This window comes from Pseudomonas sp. EU05-FHT14B02, from assembly GCF_058791055.1.
Genome location: NZ_JBYTDD010000014.1, coordinates 14,054 through 30,864, shown reverse-complemented (window position 1 = coordinate 30,864; position 16,811 = coordinate 14,054). Strand labels below are relative to the sequence as shown.

At 57.5% G+C, this 16,811-nt stretch carries 6 protein-coding genes; all 6 read left to right on the top strand.

The window, feature by feature from the left end; all coding sequences use genetic code 11:
- Positions 1–51 precede the first annotated feature (51 nt).
- The 6 genes from AC3WTM_RS14605 to AC3WTM_RS14580 all read left to right on the top strand — a co-directional run bounded on the left by AC3WTM_RS14605 (position 52) and on the right by AC3WTM_RS14580 (position 16,755).
- Positions 52–1,098 (top strand): fimbrial protein, encoded by a 1,047-nt coding sequence (locus AC3WTM_RS14605; protein ID WP_158247441.1) that lies wholly within the window; start codon positions 52–54, stop codon positions 1,096–1,098.
- A 62-nt stretch (positions 1,099–1,160) separates the two neighbouring features.
- Positions 1,161–1,529: a hypothetical protein gene (locus AC3WTM_RS14600; RefSeq protein ID WP_102669659.1), complete on the top strand. Its 369-nt coding sequence runs from the start codon at positions 1,161–1,163 to the stop codon at positions 1,527–1,529.
- A gap of 476 nt (positions 1,530–2,005) precedes the next feature.
- The gene (locus AC3WTM_RS14595; protein WP_102669660.1) at positions 2,006–4,132 is read left to right on the top strand and encodes a type I secretion system permease/ATPase; all 2,127 of its coding nucleotides are present in this window, start codon (positions 2,006–2,008) and stop codon (positions 4,130–4,132) included.
- Complete coding sequence (locus AC3WTM_RS14590; RefSeq protein WP_102669661.1) at positions 4,129–5,517, top strand: HlyD family type I secretion periplasmic adaptor subunit; 1,389 nt, start codon at positions 4,129–4,131, stop codon at positions 5,515–5,517. Before AC3WTM_RS14595 ends, AC3WTM_RS14590 begins: the two co-directional genes overlap by 4 nt.
- A 1-nt stretch (position 5,518) precedes the next feature.
- The gene (locus AC3WTM_RS14585; RefSeq protein ID WP_102669662.1) at positions 5,519–7,660 is read left to right on the top strand and encodes a type I secretion system permease/ATPase; all 2,142 of its coding nucleotides are present in this window, start codon (positions 5,519–5,521) and stop codon (positions 7,658–7,660) included.
- Positions 7,661–7,782: 122 nt separating this feature from the next.
- The gene (locus AC3WTM_RS14580; RefSeq protein ID WP_102669663.1) at positions 7,783–16,755 is read left to right on the top strand and encodes a TcdA/TcdB pore-forming domain-containing protein; all 8,973 of its coding nucleotides are present in this window, start codon (positions 7,783–7,785) and stop codon (positions 16,753–16,755) included.
- The last annotated feature ends 56 nt before the right edge of the window (positions 16,756–16,811 follow it).

Below are 16,811 nucleotides of genomic sequence, written 5' to 3'. Positions count from 1 at the left end.
AGGTCCATTATGCCAGCCTGCAATCAGAGAAGCATCAATAGGTGTGTTGTGATGAAAATATTAAAGATAAAATCGATCAATTCAATAGTGCTTGTTTTTTTGATAGAGCTGACAATTGAAATTAGCGCTCAAAGTTCGGTGTTAGCATGCGGATTTTTCGAACGCGGGAATTCACTTTTTGTTCCGTGGATGACTGTAAGGTCTGGGGTGACAGATAGAGGATCAATATTAGGTCAATGGTCTAACGTGATCGACCAGGGATATAGCGGTAGGGCGTGCCCCGCCAATACTGTAGTTTTGAGAAGGGCGAGCCTATTTCGGGTGCCATCGGGATTGATCATAAATGATGGGGGGGAAAACTACGATGTGTATCCAACCGGTATCAATAATATTGGATATTACATGCGCTTATTAGGTCCAAACAACATTGGCATTACCTTTGAGCAGGATGTTTTTCGGAACGCGCATGATGCTAATTTTGTCCGCGTTCAGATCAAGTATGTTGCTACGGGGCCGTTAAACCCTGGCGTTTATACGCTTCCCGGACGGCACGTTGTAAGTGTGCAATGGCGCGTAATTTCCAATGGTGCAGAAGTATTCTTTATAAATCGCGCCTCAACCTATAGCGCAACCAGGGTGACCGTCACCGGTGGAACCTGCTCGGTGCTTGCTAACGATCAGAATCAGCAGGTAGTGCTGCCCACTGTTTCCGCGAGCAGTTTGCAAGGCGTAGGTTCCACCGCCGGCTCACAAGGTTTTACGATTGGCGTAAACTGCCCTGCTGGCGTTGCCCTGCATGCAACCATGACAGATGCCAACTCCCCGGCTAACACGAGCAATATTTTGACGCTTGCTCAAGGCTCAACAGCTACGGGGGTTGGCCTTCAAATCAGCGCAACAGACAGGGCGCACGTGGTCTCATATGGAGCGGACTCGCGGGTGGCAGGCAACAATAACCAATGGTTTGTCGGTGGCAATGCCACTTCGCCTCCGACCAACCATATTATTCCGTTTACAGTGAGATATGTGCAAACAGCAGCAGCCGTGCAACCTGGAACGGTTCGCGCGCGTTCGACAATAACGTTTTCATATCAATAACTACGGGCTTATCTTGCAGCGTCGTCAGGATTCACCGTGCCCGAAAACCAGGAATTTACCATATGAAAGTAGTAATCGCTGGAAGGCTGGGTAAAACTTTATGTGTCTACACTCTATTGCTGGTCGTTGGTTGCTCACATCATTCGGATATAGGACTTGATCGCAATCATACTAATGGTTTTACGGCCAAAGGCACTCAAGCTTACATCGCCTGCATAAAGCACGAACTCACCTGCGGCACAAAAACGTTTACCGTGGAGGATAACGGTAGCATCAATCTATTGATTGGCAGTATTGACCGCACTACGGCAGTAGGACTTGTTCAGCTGTCACGCGCCAGCGGCCAAACCACCTACACCGTTTACCAGAGGAATGCGTGGGTTGACAAAGGCAGGTTGATCAATGCGGCACAAGGGTGTGCAAAGGACTAAAGCGTGCGGCAGATGGTGCCTGGTGGTAGGCAGATTGCCGCCTTGATGACGCATTAAGATGGGGGAACGCAAAAAATCCCCCGGTGGCGTATTACTGTTTTCTTAAGTTAAGCGTGGCGCCTGTTGGGGCTACAGTGCGGTCACGAAATCTCAAGTCGCAGTATTACAGCCAGCAGCGGGGGCAAAGTTCTCGATGCGGAGCAACCCGTTTAGTTTCACTCAGGGCAGTGCTTGTGTCTGCAAGAAATTTCTTAAGTTGCACAAGCGCGTTCGAATGCGCTTAGATGCCCTGCGCAACATCTCAAGTGAACTATTAAATTTTAATTAAAACCTTTCAATCCAGTCTGCGATTATCAACTCACAGTTATTGACGCAGAATTCGACCGTGCCTCCATGTTCCCTTGATCATGTAAAGAGCGGTTTATGTCAGCGAATTCTGCAACATGCTACTCCCAGGTTTTATCGCGAGCTCCGGTATGACGACGCGAGCGCTTCCTCTTTCTGCTACAGCGACCGAAGTCCATGCAGCGCTTGTCAGTTGCAGGCTGCTGTTGCAAGTGTGCCAGGGGCGGGTTCCGGAACCCGAACAGGAAGTGACCGGCCCGGACGTACGCCGCGCGGTCAAGCAATACGGGCAGTGCGCAGGAGTCAATCTACGGCTCGAGCGCTTGTCGTTGCGCAAGCTGACGCCGAAGTTGTTGCCTTTGGTCTGGCGCACCCGGGCGGGCGACTTCGTGCTACTCGCACGCCTGTCTGATGCCCAGGCATTGATTCAATCGCCTTCGGCCAGCACGCCCGATGTGATCGAGCGAGCGCAATTGACCGAACAGTGGAGCGGGGAGGTGATCCGTCTTCGCCAGGGAGGCCTGCGTTTCGATCTGTCCTGGTTCGCTCCAGAGCTGCTGTGCCATCGTCGGGTGTTGACTGAGGTGGTGCTGTGTTCGTTGCTATTGCAGGTACTGGCCCTGGCGACACCGTTGTTTTTCCAGGCGGTGATGGACAAGGTTATGGTGCACCGGGCCCTGGCGACCCTGGATGTTCTGGTAATGACGCTGGTCGTGGTGGGGATCTTCGAGGTTTTGCTCAAAGGCTTGCGCGAATACCTTTCGGCGCATACCGCCAATCGCATTGACATTGGTCTTGGCATCAAACTGTTCCGTCATCTGCTGGGGTTGCCGCTGCTGTATTTCAAGCAGCGCCAGGTGGGCGCGATCATCACCCGGGTTCAGGAGCTGGATAGCATTCGTGAGTTCCTCACGGGCTCACTGCTGACGTTGTGCATCGATGTCGTCTTCACCCTGGTGTTTTTTGCGGTCATGGCCTGGATTTCATGGCCCTTGACTCTGTTGGTGATGGCCACGCTTCCACTGTATGTCCTGCTGGCCTGGATCAGCACCGGACCGCTGGAGAAGCGCATCGAGCGCCAGTTTCAGAGTTCTGCCCGCAATACTGCCTTTCTCAACGAAACCGTAAGCAGCGCCGAGACCATCAAGAGTCTGGCGGTAGAGCCGCGGATGCAACGGCGCTGGGAATCCCAGACCGCCGAGATGGTCGAGGCCGGTTTCGCCAGTCAGACTTTGGGCTGCTCGATTAGCCAGGCAGTTACCCTGCTGCAGAAATGCACCGCAGTTGCAGTGATTTGCTGGGGCGCAAGCAAAGTGATTGGCCTGGAGATGAGCATCGGCCAATTGATCGCCTTCAACATGATGCTGGCTCACATCAGTCAGCCGCTGGCCAAGTTGATCGAAGTCTGGCAGCAATTTGTTCAGGTGCGAGTCTCGGTGGACAAGCTGGGCGATATGCTCAACCTGCCGGTCGAGCAGATGCAGGGCGAACTGCGTCCGCTACAACCGTTGCGAGGCGAGGTGCGCATCGAGCAGTTGGTGTTCCGCTATCGTCCCGACCTGGAACCTGTGATCAAGGGGCTGGACCTGCACATCGTCGCGGGCCAGACCCTGGGAGTCGTCGGGCCGTCTGGCTCTGGCAAAAGCACGCTGACCGGCTTGCTGCAAAAACTCTATACCCCTGATGCCGGACGCATTCTGATTGACGGCTTGCCTCTTCAGCAGCTGGAGCCGGCCTGGCTGCGTAGCCAGATTGGTGTGGTGCTGCAGGAAAACTATTTGTTCAACCGCAGCGTGCGACAGAACATTGCCCTGCGTCATCCCACTGCCTCCCTGGAAGCAGTCATCGCCGCAGCCCGCCTGGCGGGCGCCCATGACTTTATTCTGCAACTGCCGTTGGGCTACGACACGGTGCTGGCTGAAGCTGGCAGATCGCTGTCTGGTGGCCAACGTCAGCGCATGGCTATTGCCCGCGCACTGATGGGCGACCCAAGGATCCTGATTTTTGATGAGGCCACCAGTGCACTGGACGACGAATCCCAAGCATTGATCCAGGGCAACATGGCGCGGATCGCTGAGGGGCGCACGGTGATCATCATCGCTCACCGATTGTCGGCCGTGCGCCAATGCCAACGCATTGTTGCCGTTGAGCAGGGGCGGGTCAGTGAATCGGGCACCCATCTTGAGTTACTCGCCAACGGTGGTTGTTATGCACGCCTATGGGCGTTGCAACGTGCGTTACGCAAGGAGCAGGCATGATGCGTTGGTCATTGTTGAGCATTCCCCGGCAGGCTTGGCGCGCGTTGTGCCAGGCGCCTGCCGCACTCAAACGCAGTCGCGACGAGTACGAGTTCCAGCCCGGTTATCTGGAGATTGTCGAGCGACCACCAGCGCCTTGGGCGCGTGGCACGGCGATGCTGTTGATGTTGTCGATCGTACTGGCGCTGGCCTGGGCGATTCTCGGCTTTCTCGACATTCACGCCAGTGCTTCCGGCCGGTTGATAGTGCCTAGCCACACCAAAATCATTCAGGCCCATGATGCGGGTGAGGTCGGTGCAATCCACGTGCGTGACGGGCAACGGGTCAAGGCCGGTGATGTGTTGGTGGCATTGAACCCGATTGGTGTCGATGCCGAGCTGAGCGAGCTGCGGGCTCAACTGGCGTTCAAACGCCTGGAGCTGGCCAGGGCCCAGGCGCTGCTGAGCAATGACCCGATTGGCAGCTATCTGCCACCACCCGATCTGAGCCCGGAGCAATCAATGGAAGCCCGTGCGCAATTGGCAAGCACCTGGAAAGAAATCAACGCCAACCTGGACAGCCTGAATGCTGAGATGGCCATCAATCAGGCCGGCCAGCGGGCTCGCAGTTTGGAGATTGCCGCCTTGGGCAAGCTGGCTAGCAACGTCCGGCGGCGCCTCGATGCACGCCGGGCGATGGCGGCCCAGCAACTGATGCCCCAGGTTGAACTACTGGAGCAGGAAAAGGAGCAGTTGGAGGTCGAGCGCGCGCTGGCCCAACAGCATGCCGATCTGCAGGTGCTAAAGGCCGAGGCGCGCAACCGGCAGAATCAGCGCGACAGTTTTCTGGCCAGGACCCAGCGCGAGCAGCACGACGTGCGCCATCGTACCCAGCAGGACATTGCCATTCTCGAGCAGCAACTGATCCGCGGGCGCGACAAGCAGCGCCTGCAAACGTTGTTGGCACCGGTGGATGGCGTGGTTCAGCAACTGGCGGTGCATACCCTGGGTGGTGCGGTACAGCCAGCGCAACAACTGCTGGTGATTGTGCCAGAGGGCGCAGAGCTGGACGCCGAAGTCATGGTGTTGAACAAGGATGTGGGCTTCGTCAGGGCGGGTCAGCCAGTGGAGATCAAGGTTGATGCGTTCCCCTATACCCGTTACGGCACCCTGCGCGGGACCGTTATGCATGTGTCTGGTGATGCCATCAAGGATGAGCAGCAGGGCTTGGTGTTCCCAACGCGTATCCGCCTGGAAAAGGCCGCTATTGCCGTGGACCAGGGCTGGGTACCTTTGCAGGCAGGGATGACCGTGACCGGCGAGATACGCACGGGTGATCGACGGGTGATTGATTATCTGTTGAGCCCGATCCAGCAGTACCAGTCCGAAGCCTTGCGGGAGCGTTGATATGACCTCTGCATTTAGCCACGCTGGCGACGATACACCGAACACCCTGGATACCGGCCTGGAGGCTTTGGTTTGGGCGGCACGGCATTTTGACCTGACCCTCACGGCGGCACAGCTGAGTCACCGTTTGGGCCGCGTCGACGGTATGGCCGACAGACTCGACCTGCGCCGTTGTGCCGGTTGGGTCGGGCTGCGGGCGAGGGCCGTGCGTAGCACCGTACAGCGCCTGGAACACTTGCCATTACCCGCCTTGCTGGATACCGCGCGCGGTTGGGCGGTGCTCAATGTAGTGGAACCAGGCCAGGTCACCCTGTTCTGGCCGCTGGAGGGTCATTGCCAGACTCTGCCCCGCGAAGAACTGGCTGAACTGTGGCAGGGCGAGGTGCTGTTGCTGGCTGAACAGCACACTGGGCTGAAAGCGCCGGGTTTCGGCGTGGCCTGGTTTTGGCCATCGATCCTCAAACATGTGCGGCAGTTTCGTAGCGTGTTGCTGGTTTCGCTGATGCTGCAGTTGGTAGCCCTGGTCACGCCCCTGTTGTTCGAGAACATCATCGACCGGGTGCTGGTCAGTCGGGGTATGTCCAGCCTGCAAGTATTGGGCATTGCCCTGCTGGCGTTGGCGCTGTTTGAACCGCTGTTTGGCCTTTTGCGTTCCTGGCTGTTTTCCAACCTGGCCAGCAAGATCAACGCTGAATTGTCCGCGCGCTTGTACCAGCATCTGGTGCAGCTACCGCTGAGCTACTTCCAGCGTCGTCAAACCGGCGAGATCATCGCCCGGGTCGGAGAGATGCAGCAGATCCGCCAGTTTCTCACCGGTTCGGCGCTGACCCTGGTGCTGGATCTGGCCTTCTGTAGCCTGTTCATCGCGGTGATGTACAACTATGCACCGCTCTTGACATGGGTGGTGGTCGGCTCCCTGCTCCTGTACTTCCTGTTTTGGCTGTGCGTGGGCCCCTTGTTGCGCAGTCGGGCGCTGCGCGAGTACGAACTGAGTGCGGCAAACACCGCCTTTCTCACAGAGACTGTGACGGGCATCGAAACCATCAAGACCGGCGCCACCGAAGGCGGTTTCCAGCACCAGTGGCAACGTCAGCTGGCGGCTTATGTGAGGGCTGCGTTTCACACGCGCATCGTCGGTATCTGGGCCGGGCAGGGCATTGGTCTGATTCAGAAGCTGAGCGCCGCGCTGCTGCTGTGGTGGGGCGTGATGCTGGTTATGGATGGGCAGTTGACGCCCGGCCAACTGGTGGCTTTCAACATGCTGGCCGGTCATGTGGTGGAGCCGATTCTGCGGCTGGCCCAGGTTTGGCAGGATTTCCAGCACACCCTGATCTCGTTGCGACGGTTGGGCGATATTCTCGACACCGAGTGTGAAAGCGGTAGCGGCGGTCTGGCCTCAGTGCCGGCGCTGCAGGGCGCGGTGAGTTTCCAGGGCGTGCGTTTCCGCTATGACGAAGATGGCCAGGAAATCCTGCGCAACCTCAACCTGGATGTACAAGTAGGGGAGTTCATCGGTATTACCGGGCCCTCCGGCTCAGGCAAGTCGACCCTGACCCGATTGCTGCAACGCCTTTATGTGCCGCAGCACGGCCGGGTGTTGGTGGACGGCATCGACCTGGCCATTGCCGACCCGGTGGCACTGCGTCGCAACATGAGTGTGGTGCTGCAGGAAAGCGTGCTGTTCGCTGGCAGCATTGCCGAGAACATTCGCCTGTGCCGCCCCCAGGCCAGCGATGCCGACGTACACGAGGCGGCTACCCTCGCCGGTGCTGCGACCTTTATAGAGGCGCTAAGCCAGGGTTACGACACCCAGGTCGGTGAGCGCGGCGGCCAGCTTTCAGGCGGCCAGCGTCAGCGCATAGCCCTGGCGCGGGCGCTGCTGACTAACCCTGGGATCCTGTTGCTGGACGAGGCCACCAGTGCCCTGGACTACGAGTCCGAGGCGGCGGTGATGGCCAACCTGAAGCGAATCGCCCAGGGCCGCACGGTCATCAGTGTCGCACATCGCCTCAACACGCTGCGTCATGCCGACCGAATTCTAGTCATCGATCAAGGCCAGGTCCTTGAGCAAGGTAGCCACGAACAGCTACTCGCTCTGGACGGATTGTATGCCCGGCAATGGGCCTTGCAGATGAAGGGTTGAGTCTCCGACCCACTGGCAGCAGGAGGACGCACGAACCCCCCACCCCTGATACCCGTATCGCTAGACAGCCCTTCGCAGCTTGAAGGGCTTCGCTTAACAACAGACAAAGGATCACTACGCAAATGGCTTTTATGTCCAAGGACTTCTTACGCCTCCTCAACACCCTTATCGATCGTCAAATCAAGGCCTCGGGTCGTCAGACCGAATGGTTCAACATGAGCGCCGAGGAGCGTGCCGCCTTTATCCAAGAGGTAGGCGAACGGTTGCTGGATATGCAAAAGAGCACCCTGAGCGTGCTGGCGGCACAGCATTTTCAGATGCAGGAAAACCCCGTGTCGGTCGGCGACCATCTGCAGGTGCTGCAGCAACGACGGCTTCAGATGAAAGGCTTGCCCAAGACACCGGCGACCAACGCTTACACACGGCAACTGGACCGCGAATTACAGCTGTACAGCCGCCAGCAGACAGCTATTACGCATTATGACAGTACCTGGGGCAAGGCCCAGGCGATTCTCAATCCTGGCAGCTCGGAGCCCCTGAGTGCGCTGACTTTGAGGAAGAGCGCGCAGATGAAGCTGGCCAAGCTGGATATCCGCATCAAGCGACTGGAGCAGCAACTGAGCAAACAGATTGCCGATTCCACCTTCAGCCAAACCTATGTAACGCTGTTCTCGGAGCTGCAGGCTTACAAGGACGTCAGTGCCCGCTACAGCGCCTTGCTCAACGCACCCGCAACACAGGAAGCCGCAGCTCTCGGTGCGCTGACTAACACACCCCGAGCCTCTGATGATCAGCCAGTGAGTATTTCTTTGCTGATGATGGAGGAACGTCCCGGCTATATCCGTATGAACGTCGCCTTAGTCAATACCAGTACCGATGGCCGTTTCAAGGACATGTTCCTGGAAGACGGCAGGTTGGTAGTAGCTTCCGACAACGTTCTCAACTTCTCTTTTGGTACCGCCGCCCGCTCCCTGGCTTGGCAGCAACAATACCGCCTCAAGAATGAGTTTCCATCAGCTCGCTCGGCGACCTATGCGCCGATACGCTCGGTCTTGGTTAAAACAGAGTTTGTTGAGAAATACTTCTCCAACCACCTGGTGTCGGAGACCTGTTTGCGTGAAGGCTTCAAAGCACAGCTGCTGAGTAATGGCCGCAAGTTGCTGCTGATCAGCGTTGACCGCAGGGTACCAAACCAGATTGGTATCCAGGTGTCTGGCCAGGCCTTGAACACCATCGCCACTCGTGAAGTGCCGTTGCCGAGCGCCTTGAGCGATCTGATCAATCAGTACGCGGATATCAGCAGCTTTCAGACAATAGGGTTAGAGGACTATCGCCGTAGCAGTTACAACCCGGACCGTGACGGTCAGTTTATAAACATTCACGAACTGGAACGCTCGGTTGGTTTTGCCGACACGCAATACTTGCTAGAAATGCCTCAAGACGGTCGGTACCTGTCCGCGACGCCCTTTGGTGTGATGAGCATTGATCGCGACAAGGTCACTAGCAGTCACTTGAACAAGGCACAGACTGACGCACTTTATAAGTACAACGCCGACTTTTTCGAGAAGTTGGAACAACTGCGTAACGACGGAACCACGGCCAGTCGCTTGTTTGAAGGCAGCAGTGAGCGTGTGGCATTCGAGCAACAACTGATGCGGTTACTCGAACGCAACCACATTACACCGGCGGGGGTGTTATCGCCGCAGTACACGCGTAGCAGCATGCGCGACATCAAAGGCAATAACCTGAACAAGGTGCTGTGGGAGCAGGCGTTCGCCGCGTCGGTGTGGCAGAGCACCGACAATGACCCGCTATTGTTCAGGTTGGCATCGAATCTGGTCAAGGATAAGAAGAGCGTGGCCAGAATCCTTAAAGGGGGTTACCTGCAGAGTGATATTGCTCAGGCAAAGTTGCTGCTGGCACCGCTGTACGAAGAATGGCGAATTCGAGCAATCGACGCAGAAAACCAGCGATTCGCCACTGCCAATGCTGCACCGCATCCAAACAATTTGAAAAGAGAAGTCTTTGATCGGGGTGCTGTCGAGCAATCGCTAGACAGCAAGTTACTCACCCTGCTGTTGAACGGTCCACAAAGTCTTGAGAGCGCCGATGTACACCTGCGCCCGGAAGTTGAGGCGGCGCTGTCGAGCACTGAGGGCAGGGGCCTGCGCAGGCAAACCTTATTCCATGCCTTGCGACCTGTTGCCGATAGTTTTTCCAAGGCGATGGTCCCGGTCAACGCTCATGCTGCGCTGACGCCAGAGGGCCGTGCCGACAAAGTCATCATCAACAACCGACTTGATCAGCCCGACCCGTATCTGATCCTCAATACCCGCGCTGAAGGTGCGTCAAACGACGACGGTTCGTACCAGATCAAAGACGACAAGTACCGCAGCTACAATCAGTTTCGCCCAGACCCCAAGAGTCCGGCCACGCGTTACATGAATGACCTTGATACCCCGTTCGTCGGCGGCATTTCTGGGACCACTCAGGCGGTCAGCAATGTCTTGCCGGAATTGTTCGGAGGGGCCTTGAGCGTCAAGCAATACTGGCAGTTCCAGATGGCCAATGCGGCCTTCATGATCCGCAACGGTTATCACTCCTTCTTCGAAACCCTCTACGTCGCTGCGCGTTATGAACCGCAGGAGGAGGGAAGTATTGGCAAGGACCTGCTGCAGATGTTCGACCAGTACCGCGCTAAAGGTAGCCATAGGGCATTGCGGGGTGAACTGTATGAAGGGGTGATGGGGCGTGTTTTACCGATCATTAATCAGGGTTTACCAGTCGCTGACCAGTACTACCCACCGCGCTTTACCAATATTGGTCCAAGGCCAGCGCTGGTGGGACAGGCAGTGAGGGATTTGCAATTCAAGACAGGGATGGCATTTGAGGGGGATGGATATGTACCCCGCCAAGGCAGCGCCGACATCCAACAGTTCGCTGCCGATCCTGAACGGTTCGCTAAAATGCACCTCCTCAGTGGCGAGACACTGATCAAGTCGGGGCGCCTTCCGGCACACGGCTTTGCCAAGTTAGTGAAGGTTGCACCGGACCTTTATGAGATCGAATATGCCGAGCCTATTGCCGAAGGCAAATCGGCTAGCCATTCCGACAGTGTGGCGGCGTACTTTCTCGGCTACAACGGTCCGAATCAGGCCAATACATCTCCCGCTTATGTGGATATTCCCAAGCACGCGGCACCCGGTAGCTTTCTCTTCACCGCCACGCTGTTAGGGTGTTCGCTGATAGTAACCAGCCTGGACGCAAACACCTATCGGGTGTATCACGACGGCCGGGTCAACAGCTCGCTACTCTACGACAACGTGGTGATGGCGATCGACTTCAAGGATTATCAGTACCCCGGTACTGCTGAGGGATTGGCTACGGCGTATATGCAATACGTTGATGGCGAATGGCAGTTGGCATGCCAGCGTCAGGAGTACCAGCGAATCGGGAAAAGACTCTGGCCGAAACTACGTGATGGCGAGCCCGCGCTTTCGATCCAGGTCGCCGAAAGTCAGGTGGGGAAACGCAACCAGAATGAATTCAACGCTTACCGCGAAAAGATTCACCAACAGTTGAGGAAAGTAGCAGGCCTGTTCGGGGTGTCTGCCGAAGGGGTGGTAGATGCTGTCTATACCGACGGCGAGTTTTCCTCCAAGCATCCGGCAATTGCTGCTTGGAATCGGCTGCGTGAAGCGGTCCAAGTCAAGGTCAACGCCGACATTGAGCAGTTGACGGATAAGCGCAACCAACTTCACAACGCCAGACGCAGCTCAGATAACAAGGCTCTGATTGATCAGCAGCTCAAGCAACTCGACCTTACTGAGGACTTCTACCGGGCACAGTACGATTCGGTATTGCGTGAAGCGGCCTCCGTTGACAAAACCTGGCTCTGGCAGCAGATCAAGGCTAAACAAGGCACTGATGCCGTAGTGAGGATTGACGATACCTCAATCCAGGATGGGGGAGCGGAGCACACCAGCAGTGTGGGCGAACGTTATGCGATCGCTGAGGCATTTCAGCATGGCGCGCAGGTCCCTGGGTTTTCCGAGGGCTTGCGTAATTTCCGTGATATCGCCATTCCCGGTTTGGGCGACAAGATGTCAGTCCTGGGGATGAAGCGTCTGTTTCTCGACGGCCAACTAACCCCTGAGCAACGGGGTGCCTTGAGTGGCCGTATCAGTAAAGCGAGCCAGGCCGAGTACATCGATAAAGTGCTGAGCCGCACGATGCTGTTCAGCGAGGACTTTCATCGTGCTGGAAGCACCTTCAACCTGCTGGCACCGCAGGATTTTTATCTTTCGCTGGTTGGCGACAAATCCGGCGGACGTTGTTATCCCTTGGTCAGGGCCATGGCGGTTGCGTTGGCCAGTGGCGGTGAGGATGGCGCAAACAGCCTGGTGGAAAAAATATTCGTGGCCGCCGCCGACCCGCAAGCAGGCAGCTCTACGTTACTCAAAAACAGCTTGAGCAGGCTTCACAGCAATGTCGATGCCGTTGAGGCGTCAACCGAACTGGGCAAATCCACATTGTCCGAGGTGGTTTCCCGACTGGCCGATACGAACAGAACCTCGATGTTCGCGCTCAACACCCAGGGGCACTCGATGCTGGTGGGGAGCACCTTTGGAGCCGAAGGACGTCGCTACTTTTTCTACGATCCAAATGTCGGAATCTTTGCCTTCGACAATACGGCTAGCCTGTCCGTGGCGATGGAGCAATATCTGGTCGGGCGCGAACAGGCTACTCTCTATGGTTCGTTTGGCACCCAGTCGGCTCCTGTTTTTAACTTGGTGCAGATCGATGTCGCCAAAATGGCCGAGGTACCCGTGGGCAACGGCCTGAACGTTGCTGACCTGTCACGACCTGATGAGCTGGTGAGCTCCATTGAGCAACGGCGACAGGTCGAACGTACGCTGAGTACACAAGCACAGGCTATCGAGGACACCCGATTGCGCACGGCGCTGGTGACGCTCGATGCCGAGCAGTGGGGCGCCAGATTTGAAGAGTCATGCACCCTGCTTGCGCGGGAAGCGGGTCTCGACCATCGATGGATGCCGGTGATTGCCAATACCGAAGCGCAGGACGACGGCCGGTACCGGGTTCAGTTCATCAACCGTGATCAGCCCGAGCAAACCCGCTGGCTGACTACCGAAAGTACCACCTTTATCGAGTTTCGGCGTTTCGTCGACGAAAATCTGCATGTGCTGAGTCAGCACTTTACCCTCGAGCATGGCCAGATGCGGCCTAAGGGCGAGGTCGGTGAGGCCGCACCGGTGGACGGTTTGAACGCAGGCTTTGCGGTGCACGCGCTGATCCAGTGGTTTGCCGATAGGAGCCGCAAAGACGCTGCGAGCGGGGGGGCGGCGCCTGATCTTGCTACTGCGCTCAAAGTACACAGCTACATCAACTTTATCCAGATGGGGCACGGCACCATCCAGGACGTGGCCAAGATCACCGAGCTGGTCCGCACGGCACTGCGCGGCGAAGCGGTAGCCGCTGAAACCACTCTCCAGGACTTTGCCTCAACTCTGGGACGCACCGCCAATGAAGGCGCTGGCGTCCTGTTGGGGGCAGCGATGGTTGGCTTTGATTCGTTTGAGCTGGCTCACGCCGAAAACGATATGCAAAAGGCTGTGTTCGGCACTCAGCTCGCCTTCGACTCGGCAAGCTTCGTGACCAGTGTTGCGGGGGTGAGCGTCGGCCTGATCGGTGCCTCCACCGCCGCAGCAATGCTCGGTGGGTGTGCAGTGGTCCTGGGTGGGCTTGCGGTCGGCTTTACCGCACTGGCACAGGCGTATGGTGCTGTGACTGTGGACGCCCAGGCGGTGGGCCGCTACTTTGATGCGCTCGACAGCGCATACAAAGGCCACGGTTATCGTTATGACGAGCAGAAACAGGTGCTGGTCCCTCTTGCCGGGGCGGTAGTGAAGACCGTCGACCTGCGCAACGGGCAAATCGACTTCGACAGTCAGTACATCTACCGCACGCATCACGGTGCTACCGGTTCTGGAGCAATCAACTACTTCTTTTGGAGTGGCGACATGCCGGTGATGGTCCGCGATCGCAGTCAGGCGGTCGAGGTGCGCAGTGGCATCGGCTATGGGAGCCACCATCCGCTCGCTCACAGCGATACCAAGGTGGTTATCCTGCCTGGTACGCCCAAGTCCTATATCAGTTACGAATACGAGACACTTCCCGGCACAACCAACCGCCATGACGGCGGCTTTGATGTGATTCGTCGGCTTGAGCAAGACAATCGCTTTGACTACGACTTCTACCTCTTTCCGGCCGAGTACACGATCCGCAAGATTCATCAGGAGTACGTCGATACTCCGGTCGAAGTGCTGCTCGATCAGCGTAACCGGCAACTGGTAGTACCCGAGCTGCCCAATGAACTGCTCGGCTACCTGCGCTACGAGATCAAGGGCGCAGGGGGCGAATACCTGATCGGTTTGAACGAGGGCGTCCGGGTCAAGCTCACCAGCGAAACAGGCAGTGTGCCCTCGCGCTGGATCATCGATAGCAGCCAGCTTGCCAGCGATAGCATCAGCGTGTCGAACAAACAGTTGGTGGTCGGTGGTGTTGTGGTCGAACTCGATCCGGCCCAGAACGGCCGCATACTGGTGGTCAATGCCAAAGGCGAGGTGCGGGAAGTCGATTTTGCCGGCATGACTACCCGGGTGCTGGAGGAGGACGCAAGTAAATGGCAGGTACCTGGTCATCGTATCGAGCAGCACTTGAGCGACTTGGCCAAGGCTCATCAGATGCAAGGTCAGTACGTTGTGGTGGAGAATTACAGCCACGAGGGACGAAATGTCGGCCGGGCGTTCTATGACGTCGCCAAGGATCGCATGCTGTTCACCAACACCGATATCGAGCAGGCCAGGCACGCTCAGCTGGGGGCAGTTATCGGCGAACATGCTTACTTTTTTGACGCCGAGAACGCCGCGGCGTGGCGGGTTGACATCGCCAATGGCAAGATCGATGCGCAGTTCGATCCATGGTTCAACCAGAGCGCGGGCAACATCAGCCGGTTATGGCAAGAGAGGGATGCGGTCTACCTGACGCGCCGCCATTTGCTCAAAGATGGCAGTGAGGCCGAGCTGAGCTACCGGATCCAGGGCGATCGCATGGAGCTGGTGAGTGCGCTTGGTGATGAGGCGCTGTTACAGCTCTCGGCGTGTACTGGCCAATATGGCGACGCGGTAAAAACCATGCTCAATGGCTACGCGAGCAATGGCACGCCGCGCGACACCCCAGTGAATGGGTTGGGCGCGCGATTGATCGAGCCAACCCCTGCCGCGTTGATGACGGTATTTGGCACCGATGCTGCTGGCGTGGCACACCGCTATTGGATACGAACCAGCGATGGCGCCGTGATCAAACCGAATCTGGCGCCACCTGCGGACAAAACCCTGCGTTTCGAAGCGCACGAAAAAAATCGTAGCGCCTGGCCTATTCCCGCTGATCTGCTGTTGGCGGGCAGCATGCCTGGCCTCGAAGGCAAGGAGGTGTTCTTTTTCTACAGCAAGGCGCAAAAGGTCCTGTTCCGCCAGGAGGGGCCGGGCCAGGCGGTGCTCGACTCCACCCAACCGACAGCATTGCGGGTGACAACCCCAGCGTTGGCGAATGTAATCGACTTGAACGGAGTTCTCGTCCTCCTGACCGAGGATGGCCGCCTGGCCCGGGTCGATGCCAAGGGACAGCTCAGCTACGAGGCCGTCAACAAGCATTGGCTCAAAGGGCGTAAAGCCTGGTGGCAAGACCTATCCAGTGTCGCTGGCAGCAGTGCAACCCTGGCCGTGTTTGGCGTCAAGGGCAGTGACGGCAAGAGCGTGCTGCCCGTGTGGTACCACAACGGACAGGTGGTGGTGGCATCCGCCCCGCTGCAAGGCAAGCCATTGCAGTTTCTGGGATTTGACGAAGGCAGCAGCGCTGCGCGGATTTTCGATCCGGCAAGTGGCAAGCTCTATCGTCAGCCTTCTTTGTCCCCGGCGGCGCTTGCCACCGCGTTTGGCAGTGACGAGGTGCTTGAGGTGTCGGCGCAACTGCCCGCTGCCAGTGAGCTAGTGCCGAATCTGCACCTCAAGGCGGCAGAGATGAATGACGCCGGGTTACGCCTGACCACCGTCAAAGGCGAGATTTTGCTCCGGGACAACAAGGGTAAATTGCAGTTGGTGGCGGTCGACAAAGGCTGGCAGCAAGATAACCTTGCTCGTTTGCCGCAAGCGCTAAGCGAGCTCGCCAGCCAGTGGCGAGCTACAGGTGTGCTGACTTTGCTGGGGCAGGGCGCGCAAGGGTGGTTCGACGTCAGCAGTGGTCAAGTGTTCTCTGGCAAGGGCCTCCCGGTTGCGGAAGATTTGCGTTTCGTGGGAACCGCTGTTGGGCAGAGAGCAGCCTATGTATACAGCCAGACAGACCAGTGGTTGTACCATGTCTGGGCGGGTAATCCGAAGAGGCTCGGCCATTACACCTCTGTCGAGCGCTTTGGTTCGTCGTTGTTGCTGCGGGGCGACGGCTTGCGTGGTAGCCAGGGTGATCTGCAGCCGCCACTGATTGACGGTGTCGACAGTGTCGTGCTGCATGGGGGGGCCAACGGCGATACCTACCGCCTCAGTCAGGAAATGTGGTCGCACTACCGCACAGTTGTCATTGATAACGATGACCCGGACCAGGCCCTGGACCGATTGATCATACCGGCAGCCGATGGGGAAAAGCTCCTCGTCAGCCGCCATGATGACGATCTGATGCTGACTGACTGGGCGGGAGGCACTACCTTGCTCATACGCAAGGTATTTGGCAGCCAGGCGGCGACGTACCGGCACCTGCAAATCGAACTGAAAGGTTCCGGGGCGGTGATTAGTATCGATCATCTGGTCGCGGGCTTTACCCGGGTAGGGGCCGATAAAAATGCCCTGTTCGAGCTGGCTTGGGCCAACCAGCCGCCGGAGTCAGTGGAGAGCGCAACGAGCCCCAGCCTGACAAAGTTGAGCGGCGCGATGGCCGCGTTCGCCGACACCGGCGGTGCCCGGGAATATTTGCCGCAAAACCGCCAGGCCGCGCATGGGGCACTGGTGCCTTCGATGTCTTGAGGTAGTACGAGAAACAGCAGGAGGGGCGCAACGCGCCTCCTGCCTCCCACCTTCAG